Genomic DNA, 20,106 nt, shown 5'->3' with positions numbered 1-20,106 from the left:
ACGGGTGGCCACATGATCGCGCCGATGCCGGGCGCCACGCCACTGGTGCCGGGTTCGTGCACGCTGCCGCTGCCGGGCATCATGGCCGCGGTCGTCGACGAAACCGGGCAGGACGTGCCGAACGGGCAGGGCGGCATTCTCGTCGTCAAACGGCCATGGCCGTCGATGTTGCGCGGCGTCTGGGGCGATCCGGAGCGCTATAAGCAGAGTTACTTCCCTGAAGATCTCGGCGGCAAGCTGTACCTCGCCGGTGACGGCGCGGTGCGTGACGCGGACACCGGCTACTTCACGATTACCGGTCGTATCGACGATGTGCTCAACGTATCGGGCCACCGGCTCGGCACGATGGAGATCGAGTCGGCGCTAGTCGCGAACCCACTGGTCGCCGAAGCCGCGGTCGTGGGCCGCGCCGACGACACGACCGGTGAGGTCGTCGTCGCGTTCGTGGTGTTGAAGGGCGAGCGGCCAACCGGGGACCAGGCGATCAGAATCGCGACCGAATTGCGCAATTGGGTCGGCAAGGAGATCGGACCGATCGCGAAGCCCAAAGAAATCCGCTTCGGCGAGAACTTGCCGAAAACACGCTCGGGCAAGATCATGCGCCGCTTGCTGCGCTCGCTGGCGGCCGGCGAAGAAATTACGCAGGACATATCCACGCTGGAAAATCCGGCGATTCTCGATCAGCTCGGGTGAGGGTTCGCGAAGGATGCGAGATTGCCGGAACGTTTTTTATCTTCAGGAGCAGGCCATGGCCAGCGCACCGATCCGAACCACATTAGCGAACCCCGCGCCACTGGGTCTCGCCGGCTTTGCATTGACGACGTGGCTGCTGAGCATGATCAACGCCGGCTGGTTTTCTGGCGAATCGATGGGCCTCGTGCTCGCCTGCGCGCTCGCCTACGGCGGGACCGCGCAGGCCATTGCCGGGATGATGGAGTTGCCGCGCGGCAACACCTTCGGCGCGACGGCCTTTCTGAGCTATGGCGCGTTCTGGTGGTCGTTTGCGCTGTTCGTGCTCTTTCTGCACGACAAGGTGCCGCCCGCGTTCGTCGGCTGGTATCTGTTTCTTTGGGGTGTCTTCACGTTCTACATGTGGCTGGCCACCTTTCGCTCGCCTCGCGCGCTGCAGTTCATCTTTCTGGCGCTCTGGATCACCTTCGGCCTGCTGGCTGGAGGAGAGTGGACGGGTTCAGGTCTGGTGCGGATGGCCGGCGGCTATATGGGGCTCGTCACGGCGGCGCTCGCGTTCTACCTGTCCGCAGCCGATGTGATCAACGAGGTGCATGGGCGGGTGGTTCTGCCGGTTGGCGATCCGCGGATACTGAGCCGGCATGCTGTGGCGCTCTGATCGTCTAAAACGGGCGTCGGCTGCGGATTGTTTCGACCCAGGAGAGTGAGTGTGACGTCTGCGGTAGCGCCCGTGCCGATCATTGAAGCGGCAAACCAGCCGGATGTAGCGATCAAAACCGGTCTGAGCAGCACTGAAGCGCGCCGCAGGCGAGCCGAGTCGGGCAAGAACACGCTTCCCGACACGTCGGCGAGCACGTGGCGCATGGTGCTTGAGAAATTCTGGGCGCCCGTGCCGTGGATGCTTGAGGCCGCCGTGATATTGCAGTGCGTGCTCGGCCGCTTCGTCGAAGCAGGGATCATTGCCGGCTTGCTGGTGTTCAATGCCGTTCTGGGCGTTTTGCAGGAAAGTCGTGCACAGGCGACGCTGACCGCATTGAAGTCGCGCCTCGCGACGAACGCCTCGGTACTGCGCGATGGGACATGGTCGATCGTCCCGGCCGCGGATCTGGTCGAGGGCGATGTCGTCAAGCTCTCGCTCGGCGGCGTGGTGGCGGCAGACATGCGGATCGCGTCCGGCAACGCGCTGCTCGACCATTCGATGCTCACGGGCGAATCTGTACCGATCGAAGCAACGTCCGGCACGCTGACCTTCGCCGGGGCCCTGGTGCGGCGCGGCGAGGCAGTGGCGCTCGTGACCGCTACCGGCGCGAACACGCGATTCGGCCGCACAGCGGAACTGGTCCGTACCGCGCATGTGGCGAGTTCGCAGCAAAAGGCCGTGTTGCTGGTGGTTCGCAATCTCGCAGCGTTCAGCGTGGCCGTGATCGCTTTCCTGGTGGGCTATGCGCTATATCTCCATATGCCGCTCGCCGACATCGTGCCGCTGATCCTGACGGCGGTGCTGGCGTCTATCCCTGTTGCACTGCCGGCTACCTTCACGCTCTCGGCCACGCTCGGCGCGCGTGCGCTCGCAGCGCAGGGCGTGCTGTCGACACGCCTGTCCGCCGTCGACGAGGCTGGCACCATGGACGTGCTGTGTTCCGACAAGACCGGCACGCTGACCTGCAATGCGCTGAGCGTGAGCACGGTCGCGCCGATGCCCGGTTTCGACATAAGCCACGTGCTGACGTTGGCGGCGCTGGCGAGCGCTGAAGGCAGCCAGGATCCCGTCGACAAGGCGATTCGCGACGCGGCGGCGCGTCTTGCGCACACCACCGAAGACGGCGTGCTGAAACTGGTCGCGCTCAAGCCGTTCGATCCGTCGACCAAGACATCCGAAGCGAGCGTGGCCGATCCGTCCGGTGCGATCCGGCGCATCGTCAAGGGGGCATCGGCGGTCGTCATCTCGCTGTCGCAAACCTCGGCGACGGCGCGGGCACGCGTGGCAGAACTCGAAGGTCAGGGCCTGCGCGTACTGGCGTTAGCGGCGGGCGTAGCCGATGCATTGCAACTGGTGGGCCTCGTCGCGCTGAGCGACCCGCCGCGCGCCGACTCGGCGGCGTTCATCAAGGAGTTGCACGGGCTCGGGGTGCGCGTGGTGATGGTATCGGGCGATGCGCCGGCCACGGCCGCGATCGTCGCGCAGGCAATCGGCCTATATGGTCCGATTTGCCCACCGGGCAGCCTCCCCGATCAGGTTGAACCGCAGTCATTCGCTGTGTTTGCCGGTGTCCTGCCCGAAGACAAATACAAGCTCGTCAAGGCTTTCCAGCAAACCGGCCACACCGTCGGCATGTGCGGCGACGGCGCCAACGACGCGCCCGCGTTGCGCCAGGCGCAGATCGGCATCGCGGTTTCGACGGCGACGGATGTGGCCAAATCGGCGGCGGGCATGGTGCTCACGGAAGCGGGCCTCGGCGGCATCGTCACGGCTGTCAAGGAAGGGCGCCTGACGTTCCAGCGTATCCTCACGTACACGCTGAATTCTGTCATCAAGAAGATCGCCACTGCTTTCCTGCTGGTGATCGGACTCCTCGTAACCGGTCATGCGATTCTGACTCCGCTGTTGATGGTAATTCTGATGATCGCGGGTGACTTCCTCGCAATGTCGCTCACGACCGATCGCGTCGAACCGTCCCCGTCGCCGAATGCCTGGCGCATCTCGAATCTGACCGTGGTCGGCGTATTCATCGGCTTTGCTCTCGTGGCGTTTTGCAGCGGGGCGCTCGCTATCGGCAAGTTTGCGATGGACCTGAATATCGACGCTTTACGCACGCTGACCTTTGTGGTCCTCGTGTTCGGCGGGCAGGCCACGTTGTACGCGATTCGACATAGGCGGCGCATGTGGGGCAAGCGGCCAGGCGTGTGGATGGTCGTTTCGTCGGTTGCCGATGTGCTGATCGCCGCCGGCCTTGCGATTGGCGGCATCGCGATGGCGGCACTCCCGCCGGCTTTGATTGGTGAAGTATTCGCGGCGACCGTGGTGTTCGCGTTTGTGCTCGCCGCGATCAAGATTCCCGTGTTTGCGCGTCTGAAGATCAGCTAGGCAGCGTGCGAATGCGGGGCGTCGAACTCCAGGATGTTGACTCTGCGCGAGGCAAAATTTCATGGACATGTCAGGGAAGGTGGACGGCGGCGGCTGGACGGTCACGGCTTGCGCACGCGAAAGCGGCGCTGAATTCGGCTGTCTGATCGGCACCTGCATTGCCGCGCCGGATGGTGCCGTTGTGCGCGAATTCACGCACGACCGAACTTTCGGCACGCCGCAGGAGGCCGTGCTGGAAGGGTTGAAGGAAGGCATGTCGTGGGTGGACCTGACGACATCGAACACGATTAGCGCCTGCTAGTGACGCTGTATTTCCCGGCGCGCCAGCCAGACGCCGGGCAGCATTGGCAGCCAGAAGGTCAGGCCACGCAGCAGGAGTGTGCCGGCCAGCGCGGCTTCTACTGAAACGCCGAGCAAACTCAACATCCCCACGGAGGTCGCCTCGAAGGTTCCCAGGCCGACCGGAATGGGCCCGATCGTTGCCACCATCGACGCGATGATGAAGCTCACGAACACCACCCACAGCGGTGGTACTTCGCCGATCGCGTTGAACGCAAGCCAGAGCGTCAAGGCATCGAATACGAAGATGGCTAGTTGCAGTCCCACCGTCTGCATGAGCAGGCGCGGGCTGCGCAGCAGGCGGGTGGGCGCGTCGGTCAGTTCCTGAAGCAGCGTAGTGACACCCAGCCACCTGCTGAGCCACGCGATCGGCGCACGTGTGCCCCATTGTTTGAGTCCCAGCACGGCAGCCGGTACCGCCACCGTGACGACCACGAAGATCGCCACACCGGCGATCAGCGCCACGTTCATCCGATGCTGGAACCACAGGACGCTGGCGCTTGCGAGCACCACGATCAGATAGGCGATGTCGTAAGAAACCATACCGACCAGCATCGCAGCCATCGCAATCTCGGCAGGGACGCGCCGCCCGATCAGGCCGCGCACCACGAGCATCGTGCCGCTGATGCCGCCGCTCGGCAGCACCTGGTCGGTGAAAACCTTGGCGATACCGAGCGGAACCAGGGTCCGTAGAGGCAGCGGATGTCCGGCCCGGTGCAGGGCCTCGCGCCATACGAACGCGGCACTGATATAGGTGGCCGACTGTACGGCAAGCGCGACAAGCAGCCAGCCAGGCCGTGCCGATCGCACCAGTTCGGCCATCTTTTGCAGCGAGCCGAAATGCAGCACGACCAGAATGACGGCCAGAAAGCCCACCAGTCCTACGATCCAGAACATCAGCGAGCGCAGCCGCGACGTTTTGCCGAGCAGCCCGGGGGCAACGTGCACGAGGCCGGTCTCGGTGGCGGCCGTCCGCTTCGGCCGCGAGGCGTCGCTTCCCGGCCTCAGCGGGGCGTGGGCGGAGCGGATCTGCGGAGTGCTCATTGGATGGGATGCGATTGAAGGTGCTGCAAGATGGCCTAGCCGATCGCCGCGACGGTACGGATGCCGCGCTAGCGCGGCATCTCGTACATCGCTGCGGCGACGTCGGCGTGGCCAGGGTTGGCCGACTCTACATGCGTGGTTTGTGTCTGGCGGCTCGGCACCAGCAACACCGGACAGCAGGCACTGCGCACCACGCGCTCGGCAACGCTGCCGAGAAACAGGCGCCTGAAGCCGCGCCGGCCGTGCGTGCCGAGCACCAGAAGGTCCGCATTGAATTCGTTGGCCGTGATGCGGATGCGCTCCGAAATATCCTCGCCGATCGGCGCGACGTCCACCATCCGCGGTGTGCCGGCCACATTCTCGTGCTTCATGCGGGCCAGTGCGTCCGCCAGCAATCGCTGACCTTCTTCCACGAACGCGTCGCGCAGGATCGTCGGATCGTAGCCGGAGGCGTCATACGCCATCAGCGGGTTGTCGACGACATAGAGCGGTTGCAATTGCGCGCCGCTCTCGTGTGCGAGTTGTAAAGCGGCGTCGAATGCGTGTTCAGACGTTTCGCTGCCGTCGATCGCTACCAGAATGCGTGCGTACATGTGGACCTCGATGTGAGTTCGTTCAAAGAGTCGCCGTGCCGTGTTGCGCACGCCAAGTCCGCAGGCCAACAAGCCTGTTGCGCGAAAGCGGTTGGGGAATTGCTGGCGCATGCACGGCCAGCAACCACTCTGGCACGCATCGTGAATCGTGTCTGTACGGTGACGTTCACGACGGCTTCCGCACGGCACCCGCAACGCATGCAAGCCGCCCAAAGCTTAGCCGCTTCGACGATAGAGGCAGATCGCTACGGCGCCGCGAGCGCCTTTGCGCGCACGCGGCTCACGCAACCCACGAGACACCCATCGCCACGACCGTAACCGCCATCACACCCGTCGCAACCCAACCCAGAACGCGCAGCGTCAACGGCAATGTGAAGCGCGACATGATGCCAGTGCGCATCGACAGATGCATCATGACGATCATGACCGGCACGGCGACTACCCCGTTGAGCACCGCGCTCCAGAAGAGCGCCTTCACCGGGTCGATCGAGGTGAAATTCAGGCCGACGCCGATCGCTGTCGCTGCGGCGATCACACCATAGAACGCCTTTGCCTGCAGCGGCAGGCGGGCAAGACCGACGCGCCACGCGAACAGTTCGCCCACCGCGTAGGCACCCGAACCGGCCAGTACCGGCAGCGTCAACAAACCGGTGCCGATAATGCCTGCTGCGAAAATGACGAACGTGAGCGGTCCCGCAACCGCTCGCAGCGCTTCTGCCGCCTGGGCCGAGGTCTGGATATTGGTGAGCCCGTGAGCATGCAGTGTCGCCGCCGTAGTTACGACGATAAAGAACGCGATGGTATTCGACAGCGCCATGCCGAGATAGGTGTCAATGCGAATCCGCGCGAACTCGGCCGGGGCTTCCCACGGCGCGTGCGTGAGCGGATGGGCGCTGGGCCGTTCCAGTTCGTCTTCGACTTCCTGCTCGGCTTGCCAGAAAAACAGGTAAGGGCTGATCGTAGTACCCATGACCGCAACGATGGCCACGATGTAATCCGGTTTCAAGGAGAGTGGCGGCCAGATCACCGCCCAGCCCACCTGGGTCCACGGCACTTTGACGACGAATGCGCAGATCACGTAGCTGAAGAGCGACAGGCATAGCCATTTGAGTATCGATACATAGCGCGAGTAACGCGTAAAAATTTCGAGCGCGACCGAGAGCAAGCCAAAACCACAGACATACAGCAGCGCGGGACCCGAGATCAACAGCTTGAGCGCCGCGCCCATCGCGCCGAGGTCGGCCCCCAGGTTGATGATGTTCGCAATCAGCAGCAGACTGACGACGCTCGTGGACAGCCAGCGCGGATAGTGCCGCCGCAAATTGCCGGCGATGCCGCAGCCGGTGACCCGCCCGATGCGCGCGCTGATCTCCTGGATCGCGGCCATCAGCGGATAGCTGAACAGCAAGGTCCACGCGAGGCCGTAGCCGAACTGCGCGCCAACCTGCGAGTAGGTGGCGATGCCGCTCGGGTCGTCGTCCGAGGCGCCGGTGATGAGGCCTGGGCCCATCACCTGGAGCAGTTTGGGACGAGTCGGCTGCTTGACCGGATCGCGGGTGAGGGTATCCATGGCCGGAGGCTCCTGATGGCCGGCGCGACCGTATCCGCACGTCAGATCGTTGCGGGCGCCGCCGGTTCATGCGCTGTCACGCCTTCATGCCGACGCGGTAGCGTGAAGCGGCGCGGGCAACCTAGGGCTGTTTGCCGCGCTGTTTTGTCAACACGCCGCGTGACGGATCGAGGGTGCGCCTATTTGCCGAAGCAGTCGGTACGGTGTCGTACCACGCGACCCAGCTACCCACTCTGTATGTGTCCGGTGAAGCTGCCTGAGCCGCGCGAACGCCTGGGCCCCGGCCTAACGGAAGATCTCGGCGATGAGGTTGGCCACGGTCCGGATGCGCTCGCTATCGCGCAGGGCGGGATGCAGCACCATCCACACGTCCTGGTCGAGCGCCTTGATGTGCTTCTCGACACAGACGAGATCGCTCGTGGTGTCGCCCGCAAGCTGGGCCAGCACGCCGAGCCCGGAGCCGCCCAGCACGCCGTCGAATACGCCCATGCCATAGCTGCTTCGTAGCGACGGCGCAGGCGCGCCGGGCAGGGTTTTCAGCCATTGCGTGGCCGGATGATCGGGCTGCCGGTCGTCGTAACCGACGAACGACAGCTTGTCCCATTCCTTCCTCGTGATCGCTGCCTTGTGGCGCAGATAGTAATCGCGCGAACCGAACAGCCCGAAGCGGATTCGGCCGATTCGCCGGACATACAGATCGCCCTCGTCGGGGCATTCGGACCACAGCGCGATGTCCGCTTCGCGGCGGGCAAGGCTATACGGCCGTCGTGAAGTCAGCACTTCGATCGCGAGGCCGGGCAGCCGGTCCTGGAACGAGCCGAGCAACTTAAGCAAAATGTAAGACGGCCATTCGACGGCGTTAATCCGCACCGTGCCATGCGCGCCCGCGCCACCGGTCACGTCCGCGGCACGCTCGATCTGGTGGGCGAGATACTCCATCTGCTCGGCCCAGGCCAGCACGCGCGCGCCGAACGCCGTTACCGTACAACCTGACGGCACCCGGTCGATGAGGGGCTCGCCAAGCCGCCGTTCAAGCTCGCTCAGGCGGCGCGACAGGGTCGGCGCGCTCAGATCGCATGCCGCCGCAGCGGCTCGCATGGTCCCGCCGCGCGCGATCTCCACCAGAATCCGCAGGTCGTCCCAGTCTACGTGTTCCATTTTTGAAACGCTCGATTTTGAAATTGGGCATAGCATAACGTGGATCGCGAGGATAGCATTGGATCTGGCCATACTCGTCCCAGCATCTGGCAAAGAAACCTGAGGGTTTTATCGGCAGCCGGCGGCAAGTTTGGCGAACCTGCCCATCACACGACTCAACGGCTATCAGTACGTAGACCGAACGAGCGATACGGAGACATCAATGATTCGTCATTTCCAACCGGCGCGGCGTCGCGCCATCGTAGCCAGCGCAGCCTTCCTCGCAGTGTCGATCTTGCCGGGCGCAGCGTTCGCGCAGGCCGCTCACAAGCCGAAAGTCGCCCTGGTGATGAAATCGTTGGCGAATGAGTTTTTCCTGACCATGGAAACCGGCGCGAAAAACTATCAGAAACAGAATCCCACGAAATTCGATCTCGTCACGAACGGCATCAAGGACGAAACCGATACGGCTAACCAGATCCGCATCGTCGAGCAGATGATCGTGTCCAAGGTCGACGCGCTCGTGATCGCACCGGCCGATTCCAAGGCGCTGGTGCCGGTTCTCAAGAAGGCGGTCGACGCCGGCATTATCGTGGTCAATATCGATAACCAGCTGGATCCGGACGTGCTCAAGTCGAAGAACCTGAACATCCCGTTTGTCGGCCCGGATAACGCGAAGGGCGCGCTGAAGGTGGGCGACTATCTGGCCAAACACCTGAAGTCGGGCGACAACGTTGCCATTATTGAAGGCGTGTCGACCACCACCAACGCGCAGCAACGCTCGGCCGGCTTCAAGCAGGCCATGGCGACGGGAGGCATGAAGGTCGTCTCGCTGCAATCGGGCGAGTGGGAGATCGACAAGGGCAACGCCGTCGCGAGCCAGATTCTCAATGCGAACCCGGACGTCAAGGCGCTGCTGTGCGGCAATGACAACATGGCAATCGGCGCGGTCTCGGCCGTGCGCGCGGCAGGCAAGGCCGGCAAGGTGCAGGTGGTGGGCTACGACGACATCGATGCGATCAAGCCGATGCTCGCCGACGGCCGCGTTCTCGCCACAGCCAATCAGTACGCTGCCAAACAGGCCGTGTTCGGTATCGATACGGCGCTGAAGGCCCTTGCCGAACACAAGAAGCAGTCGGAATTGTCGGGCGTCGTCGAAACGCCTGTCGATCTGGTCACCAAGTAAGACTGACACATCGCGTGGCCCGTGTCGCATGATGGGCCACGCTGCCTGATCTTTGTCTGGCTTTATCAATCTGATGTCTACTCCCATCCAATCCCTTGCTGATGCCCCGCCTGTGCTGAGTGTTCGCGGCATCGGCAAGACCTACGCCGGGCCGGTGCTCGCCGATATCTCGCTGGAACTGTACGCGGGCGAGGTGCTGGCGCTGACCGGCGAAAACGGCGCGGGCAAGAGCACCTTGTCCAAGATCGTCGGCGGTCTCGTCACGCCCACTACCGGCACCATGACGCTGGGCGGCGCGGCTTACACGCCGGCCAGCCGCAAGGACGCCGAGGCGCTCGGTGTGCGCATGGTCATGCAGGAGTTGAACCTGCTGCCGACTCTTTCGGTGGCGGAGAACCTGTTCCTGAACCGCTTGCCGCAGCGCGGCATGTTCGGCTGGATCGACCGCGCCAAACTGCGCGAGGACGCCCGGCACGCCATGGCGCAAGTCGGGCTCGACGCGATCCACCCTGACACGCTGGTGGGCACGCTAGGCATTGGCCATCAGCAGATGGTCGAAATCGCGCGCAATTTGATCGGCGATTGCCGCGTGCTGATCCTCGACGAACCCACTGCGATGCTGACCGCCCGCGAGGTGGACCTGCTGTTCGAGCAGGTCGAGCGGCTCAAGGCGCGCGGCGTGGCGCTGGTGTACATCTCGCACAGACTGGAAGAGTTGAAGCGTATCGCGCGCCGCGCCGCCGTGCTGCGCGACGGGCGTCTCGTGCATGTCGACGAGATGGCCAATCTCTCGGCCGACCGTCTGGTCACGCTCATGGTGGGGCGCGATATCGGCGAGCGGATCGATCTCGGCGAGCGGCGCATCGGTGAGGTGGCGCTCAAGGTCGCGGGCATGACCCGCGAGCCGGTTGTGCGCGACGTGTCCTTCGAAGTGAAGGCGGGTGAGATTTTCGGCATCAGCGGTTTGATCGGTGCGGGCCGTACGGAATTGATGCGGCTTATCTACGGGGCCGATCGCGCGGATGCCGGCACGGTGTCGATCGCACATGGCGGCGGCCCGCTCGAAGCCGTGCAGGTCTCGTCGCCAGCGGACGCCGTGAGGAACGGTATCGCGCTGATTACAGAGGATCGCAAAGGCGAGGGCCTCCTGCTGACGCAGCCCATTGCCGCCAATATCTCGCTCGGCCATCTGCGTGCGGTGTCGAAGCACGGCGTGGTGGACGGCCGTCGCGAGGCGGCGCTTGCGCGCAAACAGATCGACGCGATGAGCATCCGCAGCGCGGGGCCGTCGCAACCGGTGTCCGAGCTCTCCGGCGGCAACCAGCAGAAGGTGGTGATCGGGCGCTGGCTCGCGCGCGATTGCACGGTGCTGCTGTTCGACGAGCCCACACGCGGCATCGACGTCGGTGCGAAGTTCGATATCTATGCCTTGATGGGCGCGCTCGCGCGGGAAGGCCGCGCGTTGGTGGTGGTGTCGAGCGATCTGCGCGAGTTGATGTCGATTTGCGACCGGATCGGGGTGATGTCGGCAGGACGGATGACAGGCATGTTCGAGCGCGGAAGCTGGACCCAGGACGCACTGCTCGCAGCGGCGTTCGCGGGCTACACGAAACGCGACGCGCTGCTGCACGATCCGATCGAACCCGACGCACGGGCGCCCCACGCGAATGCGCCCGACGCAGCGGCGCCCGACGCAACGGCGCCCGACGCAACGGCGCCCGACGCAGTGGCGCCCAACGCAACGGCGCCCGACAAAAAATCTGTGGAGTATTGAAGCATGACCGCACCAACCAGCCTGCCTTCGTTGCAGAACGAACCGCCCAAAGACGCGAAGCCGATCGGCACGCGCCTCGGATTCTCCAACTACCTCGGCCTGCTCGGCGCGTTGCTCGGGATGATCGTCTTGTTCTCGCTGCTGAGCTCGCACTTCCTGAGCTACGACACCTTCAGCACGATCGCGAACCAGATTCCCGATCTGGTCGTGATGTCGATCGGCATGACCTTCGTGCTCATCATCGCCGGGATCGATCTGTCGGTCGGTTCCGTGCTGGCGCTCGGCGCGGCGCTCACGAGCGTCGCGGCCTTGCAGTGGCACTGGCCGGCGTTGCCCGCGGCCTTGCTCGGCATGGCGGGGGCGGCTCTGACGGGCTGCTTGACTGGCATGATTACCGTGGCCTGGCGGATTCCGTCGTTCATCGTGTCGCTCGGCGTGCTCGAGGCGGCCCGCGGTCTCGCATATCAACTGACCAACTCCCGCACGGCCTATATCGGCGACGCGTTCGATTTTCTGTCCAACCCGATTGCGTTCGGCATTTCGCCGGCGTTCCTGATTGCCATCGTTGTCATGATCGTGGCGCAGTTGGTGCTGACCCGCACGGTCTTCGGGCGCTATCTGATTGGCATCGGCACGAACGAGGAAGCGGTGCGCCTCGCGGGTGTCAACCCGCGGCCTTACAAGGTGGCGGTCTTCGCGCTGATGGGCCTGCTGGCCGGTCTGGCGTCCCTGTTCCAGATCTCGCGGCTTGAGGCCGCGGACCCGAACGCTGGCCAGGGCATCGAATTGCAGGTGATCGCGGCCGTCGTGATCGGTGGCACGAGCTTGATGGGCGGACGCGGCTCGGTGATCAGCACCTTCTTTGGCGTGTTGATCATCTCGGTGCTGGCCGCGGGTCTCGCCCAGATCGGGGCGACCGAGCCGACCAAACGCATTATCACGGGCGCGGTGATTGTCGTGGCCGTCGTGCTGGATACCTATAGAAGCCGGCGTCGCGCCGCATGAATTGACCATTAGCGACCATTCGTGGATGGTCGGCAGGAGAGTGAACGTGTCGAAAGAAGTGAAGCCGGGCCGCGTGCTCGTGGTGGGCAGCATCAATACCGACCTGGTCGCCCGCGCGCCGCATTTGCCGCGGCCGGGCGAGACGATCAGCGGACAGGAGTTCTCGCAGGTTGCGGGCGGCAAGGGCGGCAACCAGGCGGTGGCGGCCGCCCGGATCGGCGCGCGCGTGGCGATGGTCGGACGCGTGGGGAAGGACGCGAATGGGGTTCAGCGGGTCAAGGATCTGGAAGCGGAAGGGATCGACTGCGCGGGTATCGAGGTCGACCCGGCACAGCCCACCGGCGTTGCGATGGTGACCGTGTCGGACGACGGACAGAACACGATCGTGGTGGTCGCGGGCAGTAACGGCGAACTCACCCCTGAGAGCGTCGCGCGCCACGAAGCGGCGATCAAGGCCAGCGACGTCGTGGTCTGCCAACTGGAAACACCCTGGGATTCCGTCCACGCAACACTCGCGCTCGCCCGGCGCGTGGGCAAGATCACCGTGCTGAACCCGGCGCCGGCAACCGGCCCGCTACCCGCGGAATGGCTGCCTCTCGTCGACTATCTCGTGCCGAACGAGGTCGAGGCCGCGATACTCGCCGGCTTGCCGGTCGAATCGCAAAGCGGCGCGAGACGGGCGGCCCTGGAACTGCAACGCGGCGGCGCTCGCAACGTGATCGTCACGCTCGGTGCGCAAGGCGCTTACCTGCTGCCGGAAGGCGGCGAAGGCACGCATTTTCCCGCGCCGCAGGTGCGGGCGGTTGATACGACCGCGGCCGGCGACACCTTTATCGGTGTCTTTGCCGCGCAACTCGCCGCCCGGCAGCCGCTGGAAGGCGCGATCAGCCTCGCACAACGCGCGGCTTCGATTTCCGTCACGCGCGCGGGTGCGCAGCCGTCGATTCCGACTCGCGCGGAAGTGGAAAGCGCAGCCTGAAATGACTCATAGGGCCGAGGTCTCGCTCAGACCCGGCCCGGATCGAGCAGGTTCGAACTGAAATCGCAGCACTGAGCGGCGAGCCGGGCGATTTCAGTATTGAGCGAATGCGGCTGTTCCGCCCGATGCATCGCGACGTATGAGACGGGCGGCAGCGCGGGCCGCGTCTGAATCATGCCGAGCGCGCCGCGTGTGACCATGTGGTTCAGGCAGGCCTTGGGCAGATAGCTGACGCCGAGGCCCGACAGTGTCAGCCCAATCTGCGCGATCAGGCTGTTGCTTGCAAGAATTCTTTGCATGCTGACCCCGTGCTCCTGTAGAAAACGGCTATAGATAAAGCCCGTTCCCGACAGGCCGCCCTGCAGGATCAGCGGAAACTGCGCGATCTCGGCGAGCGAAAGGGCCGCCTTCTTCGGCGCCAGTGCGGGCGCACACATCCACGCGTTGTCCACTTCACCGACCTTCGTCATCGAGAAGGGCTCGGTGCTGTGGATTTGTGGAACGACGATGATGTCGATCGTGTCGTCGGCGAGCCGGTCGCGCAGCGTCGCGTTCAGATCCACCTCGGCTTCGACGACAACCTTCGGATACTCGGCCTGGATCGCGCCGATCAGGCGAGGCAGCCACGTCAGCGCCGTCAGTTCAGTCACCCCGATGCGGATCTGGCGCACCAGCGCCTCTTTTGAGCTGATCCGCTCGACAATCTGGTCACGCCGTTCGAGCAGTTCTTTGGCGTACGAGAAGAACTCGGCGCCTTTCTGGGTCAGCCTTGCGCTGCGATGCGCGCGGTCGAATACCGTCAGGTCGAAGGCGCGCTCGAGTTCCTGAATCCGCTTCGAGACGGCCGACTGCGTGGTGTTGAGCCGGCTCGAAGCCGCTTCGAACGAGCCGAGCTGAACGATCCAGTAAAGCGCTTCCATCTGCTTGAACGTCAGCATCGCGCCGCCCTTTGCATGAGATAAAGCGATAGTTTCTCATATAAAAAAATCGCTTTTTTTACTTATTTCGGCTGCTTAAGGTTCCTCCGTCGCCCCGCCCCCAATCTGGAGAGAGCATGGATACCGTTATCGAAAGCCCACCCGCCAACCACATCGAGCGCAAACCGCGTATCGGCCTCGCGTGGCAAATACTGATTGGTCTGATCATTGGCATCGCGGTCGGGCTGGTGTTGAACCACTTCCCGCAGATGCGGGACGCGACCGTTTCAGGGCTCTTGCAGCCAGCCGGCGACATCTTCATCAAGCTGATCAAGATGATCGTTGTGCCGATCGTGTTCACGAGCATGGTGGTCGGGATCGCCGGCGTTGGAGACGGCAAATCGCTTGGGCGCATCGGCCTGAAGACGCTGGTGTACTTCGAGGTGATCACCACGATCGCGATCCTGCTCGGTCTCATTCTCGGCAACGTGCTGCAGCCGGGCGTGGGCACCGATATGTCGCAACTCGGCCATACCGACATTTCCCGCTATCAGCAGGTGACCCAGCAGGTGCAGGGGCATCACGGATTGATGGCCCTCCTGCTCGGCGTGATTCCCGACAACATCCTCGCTTCGATGGCGAAGGGCGACCTGCTGCCGGTGATCTTCTTTTCCGTGCTGTTCGGCCTCGGCCTGCAGTCGGTCCCGGAAGAATTCCGCAAACCGGTGATCGCGATGCTCAAGGGCGTTGCGGAAGCGATGTTCAAGGTGACGAACATGGTGATGCATTACGCGCCGATCGGTGTGTGCGCGCTGATCGCGGTGACGGTTGCGAGCTTCGGTTTCGGGTCGCTGCTGCCGTTGCTCAAGCTGGTGGCCGTCACGTATCTCGCGATCGTGCTGTTTGTGCTCGTCGTGCTCGGCATCACGGCCCGGCTATTCGGCTTTCGTATTTTTACGCTGCTGCGCGTCATTAAGGACGAGCTGATCATCGCGTTCTCGACCTGCAGTTCGGCGACGGTACTGCCGCAACTGATGAAGAAGATGGAGGACTACGGCGTGCCGAAGAGCATCGCGACCTTCGTCGTGCCGACCGGCTATACGTTCAATCTCGACGGCGCGTCGATCTACCTCGGCATCGGTACGCTGTTCGTCGCGCAGCTATATGGCATTCATCTCGGCTGGCAGGAGCAGATGGTGCTCGTATTGACGATGGTCGTGACGTCCAAGGGTGCGGCTGGCGTGCCGGGCTTTATGTTCGTGATTCTTCTCGCGACGCTTGCAAGCGCGGGGCTGCCGCTCGAAGGGCTCGCTTTCATCGCCGGCGTGGACCGTGTGATGGACATGGGACGTACCGCGCTTAACGTGGTGGGCAATGCGCTTGCACCGCTCGTCATCGCCAAATGGGAGCGCCAGTACGACGCGGAAAAGGGCAAAGCGTATCTCGCGTCGCTCGACGCCTGAGCAGGCACGGTTCGTAGCACGACAATCATTTAGCAGACAGATCAGGAGCATTCAGATGAGCAGTAGCCAAGGCGAGTTTTTTTCCGCGTCGTTGATTGAGGAGATCAAAGCACGGTTTCACCATGTCGACCACGACATCGACGGGCGTGCGCGACTCTTCTTCGACAACGCGGGCGGCTCGTTCCGCCTCAAGGCGGCCGTGGACGCGTTCGCACGAATCGATGCGCTGCCCGATTGCCCGGAGCGTATCCACGCGCGCGCACGGCATCTTCAGGACATTCAGGCTCGCGGCGAGGCGGATATCCGCACGATCCTCAACGCGAAGGACGGCAGCATCTACACGTCGTTGACCGCGTCGGGCGCGATGTTCGACATGGTGCGCGCGATCATGGAGAACGTGCCGGGCACCAATGCCGTCACGACGATCCTCGAACATCCGTCTTCGTTCGACGCGATGACGTACTACGCACAACGCACGGGCAAGTCGTTGCGCGTTGCGCCTAGCAATCCGGAGACGGGCGGGGTGGACGTGGACGCGATTCTGTCGTTGATCGACGCGGACACGGCGCTGCTCAGCGTCATGTATGCGTCGAATATTTCCGGCGCGAAGTTCGACATCGCGACACTCGTTGAGCGCGCTAGAGAGAAGAAGCCCGGACTTTACATCGTCGTGGATGCGGTCCAGCACGCGCCGCATGGTGTCATCGACCTGCAGAAAACGCCAGTGGACGGCATCAATTTCGCGCCCTATAAGTTTTTTGGCTGCCGCGGCTCGGGCATCTCCTGGTTGTCGCCGCGTGCGGCCCTGCTGCCGCATCACCGCCTCGACGCCAAGCAGGAAGGGGTGTGGGAGCTCGGCAGCCCGGCGCCCGCGCAGTTTGCTGTCGTCACCGAGATCGTCGACTACGTGACGTGGATCGGTGGTCAATTTGGCGCTGCGGACACTCCCCGTGAGCGCTTCGTGGAGGGCATGAAACGCATCGAGTTGCACGAACGTGCGCTGCTCGCCGCCATGCTCGACGGCTACGGCGGGCGGCGCGGCCTGCGGCGGCTCGACGGCGTGGACGTCTTCTGGGATCACGCCGATCTGACGAAGCGCGACTTGATCCTCGGTATCGGCTTCGCGAACCTGAGCCCCACCGACGCCGTGCGCGAATACGAAAAACGTGGCGTGATCGTCTACGAGCGGATCGCGTCAAGCCTGTACTCCGGCCGGATGCTGAAGTCGTTCAATCTCGCCGGCGCAGTGCGGATTTCGCCGCTGCATTGTCATGCACCCAGCGACGTCGAGCGCTTTCTTTCGATTACCGAAGCGCTGACGACACTGTGAGGCGACGGTCCGGATCCTCCCGGACCGCGCCGTTGAGCGTTTAAGCGGGCTTGGCAAACTGAATGAAAGCAAGACCGGCGGCAGACCTGACCCGCCGGTCCCGCGACTCATGCGCAGACCCCAATTACGGGGCGTACGAAAAGAGTTGCGCCACTTTACTCACTCACTTCCCACACCGCCTGTGCCGCAAGGCACGGCGACGGTTTGCCGCCGACGTGTACAGCGCTGCAGGTAATCCACTGAAACACAACCGTAGTCGAACTGTAGTGTCGCGTGTCTAGGATGTCTCCATCGCCCATGTATCGATCTATGGAGGTGCCGGATGCTCAGTCATCACGAACTCGCGACACTCATGCTGCTTGGCGACCCAGACAAGCGGCTGGAAGCTTTCGATCCGGATGTGCTGGCCTTACGCCGTTACGAGCTCGTGGAAATACGGCAGCGTGATCCGCAAGGATCGACGCTGCAACTTACCCGCCAGGGCCGTGAATTGCTGGAACGTCTGCGCACGGGCGCAGGGGGATGAGCGGGGCGCAGGCCGCAACAATCGCACTGACGCCGCTTGGCGGCTCACTGTGAACTGCCAACTGCTTGACGCGAAGCCCAAGCGCTATGGGATCGAGGTGAGCGACTCGCCACGCGAGGGCGATGAGGGTGGGGAATAGCCAAGGCGAATGGCCTGCCAAACGTTTGCGCCGTTGCAGCTATTACTCTGACGATTGAGATGGTTAAAGATTTGCGCTTTGCATGTCGTTATCCAGTCCAATAAGTCAGGACCATCGCACCTACCCGCGCCTCATGAAGAAGCGGGATGCGCGAGCAATAGCTCTTCGGGGGAATGAATCTTGAATCACCAACGATCGCCATGGTCGCGCGCAGCGGCTCCGGGCGAAGTCATCTACTCTGAAGGCTTCGCAGGCGACGCCGTCATCTACGTGATCGCAGACGGCAAAGTCGAAATATCCACTCAATGCGACGACAAAAAAGTCATCCTCGCCACGCTCGGCAAGGGCGAGTTTTTTGGCGAAGCATCCTTGTTGCCCGCCGAACCGCGCGCGCACACCGCGAAAGCCATTAGCTTCTGTCAATTGACCGTGATCGCGGCAGGCGTCGTGGAAGAAGAACTCGAGCGTGTATCGCCGCTGCTGCGCCATATCGTGCGCACCATGATTCGACGCGTGAAAAAGAAGGACGATGTTCTCGCCACCAATACGCATGCTGATTTTCTGCCAGGCGTGCTCTCATACGCGCATGTTCTGTCGCTGATGGCAGGTGTCGAGAGCGTAGACCGGGCGGACGGACGCGCGCGCCGCGCTCAAGGGGAGGAGTTCTCGGTGCCCCTGCCTGAAGTCATCAAGAAGTGCAATGCCATTGCCGGTCATTCCCGTCCGCATGTGATGGCAATGCTCAAGCGCATGGAAAAACTCAACCTCGTTACGCTCGAGCCGGGCCGCTCAGATCGCCTGAGCACGATGTCCGCACGATATTCGGCGCACGACGGCGCAGCAGGGCGGCAGCTCGTGACTTTCGATCCCGTGCGGATCACGGAACGGGCTCAGCAGGTGGCGGACCACGATCTCGACGTTTCGATCAACAGCGAACTGGAACTGATCGAGCTGGCCGACCTGGAAGCGCTGATCGGTGTCGAGAAGAATCTGATTCTCAACAAGCTCTCGCATGCGGAAATCGCAGAAGACATCTTCGCGTTTCGCAAGACCAAGGTGTTGAACTACGTCGAGGAAAAGGGCATCACGTATTTTTCCCGGCGCAATCCCCGTGGTACCAGCGAGATCAAGTCTCTGGCCGATCTGGAGTTTGTCGACCAGCGCACCTTGTTCGAAGCCGTGAGCGCCTTCGATACCTACGACCTCGCGAAATTGCTCGCTGCCGTGACGGGCGAGCCGGTCTCCGATCGTTTGTTCTCGGTGATGACCGAGGCGCGAAAGAAAGAGGTGTCGTGGGTCATGCGTCGTGAAATCAAGATCGATCCGCTCGAAATTGCCGAGATCGAGGAGCGATTCATTGAGACCGTACGCGCGATCAAATCGTCGGCCGTCACTGCGGCGCCGCTTTCCAATGTGGATGCCTGACACCGGGTGGTCGGACAACGGGCCGCTTTCAGGTCCGGTCCGATGATTGCGGCGGCCGTTCGAGAGGATGTATGGATCTTTTGACGCTATTTGGCGCCCTGTTTGGCGTAACGGCCATTGTGGCCGGATTTTCGCTCGAGGGTGGTCACTTCACCTCGCTGTTTCAGCTGGAGGCATTCGTCATCGTATTGGGCGGCACGTTCGGCGCGGTGATGATCCAGAACACGTGGGCCAGGTTTTATGACGGCCTGAAGCAACTGCGACTCGCCTTTGTGAAGGCGCGGCAGGTCGACCGGGAGAGCTTGTCGGTCCTGCTCGAGTGGGGCGATCAGGCGAAGCTGAACGGCATGCTCGTGTTCGAGTCGATCGAGGCGGGAGGCATCAATCCGTTTGCCAAACGCGGGCTGGAGCTGCTGGCCAATGGCGTGTCGACTGCCGTGCTCGAAGACGCCTTGCAACGAGAACTGGACGCCTATGAACGCAATCACATGGCGGCCGCGCGGATCTGGCAGCAGGCGGGTGGCTATGCGCCGACGTTCGGCATCCTGGGGGCGGTGCTCGGCCTGATTCAGGTCACCGGCCATATGCTCGAGCCGGCGCAACTTGGGCAAGGTATTGCTGTCGCGTTTGTGGCAACGCTGTACGGTCTCGCGTTGGCGAATCTGGTCTTTTTGCCGTTGTACGGCAAGATCAGGGCGCAGGTGGATAGCGAATTGCGCTTCAGACGTTTATATCTCGATGGGTTGCTTGCGATTTCGCGCAAGGAGTCGCCCCACACGATCGAAACCCGGCTGGCGGGCGATATCCGGGAAAGATCGGCTGAGTTGCTGGGCTAATCAACTTCGAAGCCAACCTCGATCGGTTGGCGCCGGCGCGCCAGGCGCCCATTCAAACGCAATTCGGA

Annotated in this window: 18 protein-coding genes; 13 read left to right on the top strand and 5 right to left on the bottom strand. The window is 63.0% G+C overall.

The annotated features are described in order from the left end of the window. The 4 genes from HHL24_RS23435 to HHL24_RS23420 form a co-directional block, all read left to right on the top strand. On the top strand, positions 1-693 hold a 693-nt coding region (locus HHL24_RS23435), incomplete at its 5' end, for an AMP-binding enzyme (RefSeq protein WP_169487749.1). Positions 694-748: 55 nt separating this feature from the next. Then, complete coding sequence (locus HHL24_RS23430) at positions 749-1,348, top strand: acetate uptake transporter (RefSeq protein WP_169487748.1); 600 nt, start codon at positions 749-751, stop codon at positions 1,346-1,348. Between the two features lie 51 nt (positions 1,349-1,399). Further along, on the top strand, positions 1,400-3,775 hold the full coding sequence (locus HHL24_RS23425) for an HAD-IC family P-type ATPase (protein WP_169487747.1): 2,376 nt from the start codon (positions 1,400-1,402) through the stop codon (positions 3,773-3,775). A 61-nt stretch (positions 3,776-3,836) separates the two neighbouring features. Then, complete coding sequence (locus HHL24_RS23420) at positions 3,837-4,076, top strand: UDP-glucose 4-epimerase (protein ID WP_169487746.1); 240 nt, start codon at positions 3,837-3,839, stop codon at positions 4,074-4,076. Here the strand turns inward: HHL24_RS23420 and HHL24_RS23415 are convergent. From HHL24_RS23415 to HHL24_RS23400, 4 genes are all read right to left on the bottom strand, one after another. Then, positions 4,073-5,158 carry a lysylphosphatidylglycerol synthase transmembrane domain-containing protein gene (locus tag HHL24_RS23415; protein ID WP_169487745.1) on the bottom strand — a complete coding sequence of 362 codons (1,086 nt, stop codon included), beginning with the start codon at positions 5,156-5,158 and terminating at the stop codon, positions 4,073-4,075. The genes HHL24_RS23420 and HHL24_RS23415 overlap by 4 nt on opposite strands. Before the next feature lie 68 nt (positions 5,159-5,226). Next, entirely contained in the window at positions 5,227-5,751 is a 525-nt protein-coding gene (locus HHL24_RS23410; protein ID WP_169487744.1) for a universal stress protein, read from the bottom strand. A 280-nt stretch (positions 5,752-6,031) separates the two neighbouring features. Beyond that, positions 6,032-7,321, bottom strand: a complete 1,290-nt coding sequence (locus tag HHL24_RS23405; protein ID WP_169487743.1) for an NRAMP family divalent metal transporter — start codon at positions 7,319-7,321, stop codon at positions 6,032-6,034. Positions 7,322-7,606: 285 nt separating this feature from the next. Next, positions 7,607-8,479, bottom strand: coding sequence for a LysR family transcriptional regulator (locus tag HHL24_RS23400; protein ID WP_169487742.1), 873 nt, complete (start codon positions 8,477-8,479; stop codon positions 7,607-7,609). A 202-nt stretch (positions 8,480-8,681) separates the two neighbouring features. On the opposite strand from HHL24_RS23400, the gene HHL24_RS23395 reads away from it, so the two are divergent. The 4 genes from HHL24_RS23395 to rbsK all read left to right on the top strand — a co-directional run bounded on the left by HHL24_RS23395 (position 8,682) and on the right by rbsK (position 13,402). Then, entirely contained in the window at positions 8,682-9,644 is a 963-nt protein-coding gene (locus tag HHL24_RS23395; RefSeq protein WP_169487741.1) for a sugar ABC transporter substrate-binding protein, read from the top strand. 73 nt (positions 9,645-9,717) lie between these two features. Further along, positions 9,718-11,418 carry a sugar ABC transporter ATP-binding protein gene (locus tag HHL24_RS23390; RefSeq protein ID WP_230417542.1) on the top strand — a complete coding sequence of 567 codons (1,701 nt, stop codon included), beginning with the start codon at positions 9,718-9,720 and terminating at the stop codon, positions 11,416-11,418. 3 nt (positions 11,419-11,421) lie between these two features. Continuing rightward, the gene (locus HHL24_RS23385; protein ID WP_169487740.1) at positions 11,422-12,423 is read left to right on the top strand and encodes an ABC transporter permease; all 1,002 of its coding nucleotides are present in this window, start codon (positions 11,422-11,424) and stop codon (positions 12,421-12,423) included. A 25-nt stretch (positions 12,424-12,448) separates the two neighbouring features. After that, positions 12,449-13,402, top strand: coding sequence for a ribokinase (gene rbsK, locus HHL24_RS23380; RefSeq protein WP_169487758.1), 954 nt, complete (start codon positions 12,449-12,451; stop codon positions 13,400-13,402). A 26-nt stretch (positions 13,403-13,428) separates the two neighbouring features. Here the strand turns inward: rbsK and HHL24_RS23375 are convergent, their stop codons facing one another. Then, positions 13,429-14,340, bottom strand: a complete 912-nt coding sequence (locus HHL24_RS23375) for a LysR family transcriptional regulator (RefSeq protein WP_169487739.1) — start codon at positions 14,338-14,340, stop codon at positions 13,429-13,431. A 116-nt stretch (positions 14,341-14,456) separates the two neighbouring features. On the opposite strand from HHL24_RS23375, the gene gltP reads away from it, so the two are divergent. The 5 genes from gltP to HHL24_RS23350 all read left to right on the top strand — a co-directional run bounded on the left by gltP (position 14,457) and on the right by HHL24_RS23350 (position 20,038). Further along, complete coding sequence (gene gltP, locus HHL24_RS23370; protein WP_169487738.1) at positions 14,457-15,782, top strand: glutamate/aspartate:proton symporter GltP; 1,326 nt, start codon at positions 14,457-14,459, stop codon at positions 15,780-15,782. A gap of 55 nt (positions 15,783-15,837) precedes the next feature. After that, complete coding sequence (locus HHL24_RS23365) at positions 15,838-17,112, top strand: aminotransferase class V-fold PLP-dependent enzyme (protein WP_169487737.1); 1,275 nt, start codon at positions 15,838-15,840, stop codon at positions 17,110-17,112. A 322-nt stretch (positions 17,113-17,434) separates the two neighbouring features. Further along, positions 17,435-17,638 (top strand): hypothetical protein, encoded by a 204-nt coding sequence (locus HHL24_RS23360; protein ID WP_169487736.1) that lies wholly within the window; start codon positions 17,435-17,437, stop codon positions 17,636-17,638. A 319-nt stretch (positions 17,639-17,957) separates the two neighbouring features. After that, positions 17,958-19,202 (top strand): Crp/Fnr family transcriptional regulator, encoded by a 1,245-nt coding sequence (locus tag HHL24_RS23355; RefSeq protein ID WP_169487735.1) that lies wholly within the window; start codon positions 17,958-17,960, stop codon positions 19,200-19,202. Positions 19,203-19,273: 71 nt separating this feature from the next. Beyond that, on the top strand, positions 19,274-20,038 hold the full coding sequence (locus HHL24_RS23350; RefSeq protein ID WP_169487734.1) for a flagellar motor protein: 765 nt from the start codon (positions 19,274-19,276) through the stop codon (positions 20,036-20,038). Positions 20,039-20,106 lie beyond the last annotated feature (68 nt).

Source organism: Paraburkholderia polaris, from assembly GCF_012927345.1.
Taxonomy (GTDB): Bacteria; Pseudomonadota; Gammaproteobacteria; order Burkholderiales; family Burkholderiaceae; genus Paraburkholderia; species Paraburkholderia polaris.
This window is presented reverse-complemented; position numbering and strand designations above follow the sequence as displayed.

Excerpts from the sequence above, each read along its gene's own strand:
- HHL24_RS23395 (WP_169487741.1), top strand. The coding sequence starts at position 8,682 with ATGATTCGTCATTTCCAACCGGCGCGGCGTCGCGCCATCGTAGCCAGC.
- HHL24_RS23385 (WP_169487740.1), top strand. The coding sequence starts at position 11,422 with ATGACCGCACCAACCAGCCTGCCTTCGTTGCAGAACGAACCGCCCAAA.
- HHL24_RS23390 (WP_230417542.1), top strand. The coding sequence starts at position 9,718 with ATGTCTACTCCCATCCAATCCCTTGCTGATGCCCCGCCTGTGCTGAGT.
- HHL24_RS23410 (WP_169487744.1), bottom strand. The coding sequence starts at position 5,751 with ATGTACGCACGCATTCTGGTAGCGATCGACGGCAGCGAAACGTCTGAA.
- HHL24_RS23430 (WP_169487748.1), top strand. The coding sequence starts at position 749 with ATGGCCAGCGCACCGATCCGAACCACATTAGCGAACCCCGCGCCACTG.
- gltP (WP_169487738.1), top strand. The coding sequence starts at position 14,457 with ATGGATACCGTTATCGAAAGCCCACCCGCCAACCACATCGAGCGCAAA.
- HHL24_RS23350 (WP_169487734.1), top strand. The coding sequence starts at position 19,274 with ATGGATCTTTTGACGCTATTTGGCGCCCTGTTTGGCGTAACGGCCATT.
- HHL24_RS23365 (WP_169487737.1), top strand. The coding sequence starts at position 15,838 with ATGAGCAGTAGCCAAGGCGAGTTTTTTTCCGCGTCGTTGATTGAGGAG.
- HHL24_RS23360 (WP_169487736.1), top strand. The coding sequence starts at position 17,435 with ATGCTCAGTCATCACGAACTCGCGACACTCATGCTGCTTGGCGACCCA.
- HHL24_RS23400 (WP_169487742.1), bottom strand. The coding sequence starts at position 8,479 with ATGGAACACGTAGACTGGGACGACCTGCGGATTCTGGTGGAGATCGCG.
- HHL24_RS23420 (WP_169487746.1), top strand. The coding sequence starts at position 3,837 with ATGGACATGTCAGGGAAGGTGGACGGCGGCGGCTGGACGGTCACGGCT.
- rbsK (WP_169487758.1), top strand. The coding sequence starts at position 12,449 with ATGGTCGGCAGGAGAGTGAACGTGTCGAAAGAAGTGAAGCCGGGCCGC.
- HHL24_RS23375 (WP_169487739.1), bottom strand. The coding sequence starts at position 14,340 with ATGCTGACGTTCAAGCAGATGGAAGCGCTTTACTGGATCGTTCAGCTC.
- HHL24_RS23405 (WP_169487743.1), bottom strand. The coding sequence starts at position 7,321 with ATGGATACCCTCACCCGCGATCCGGTCAAGCAGCCGACTCGTCCCAAA.
- HHL24_RS23415 (WP_169487745.1), bottom strand. The coding sequence starts at position 5,158 with ATGAGCACTCCGCAGATCCGCTCCGCCCACGCCCCGCTGAGGCCGGGA.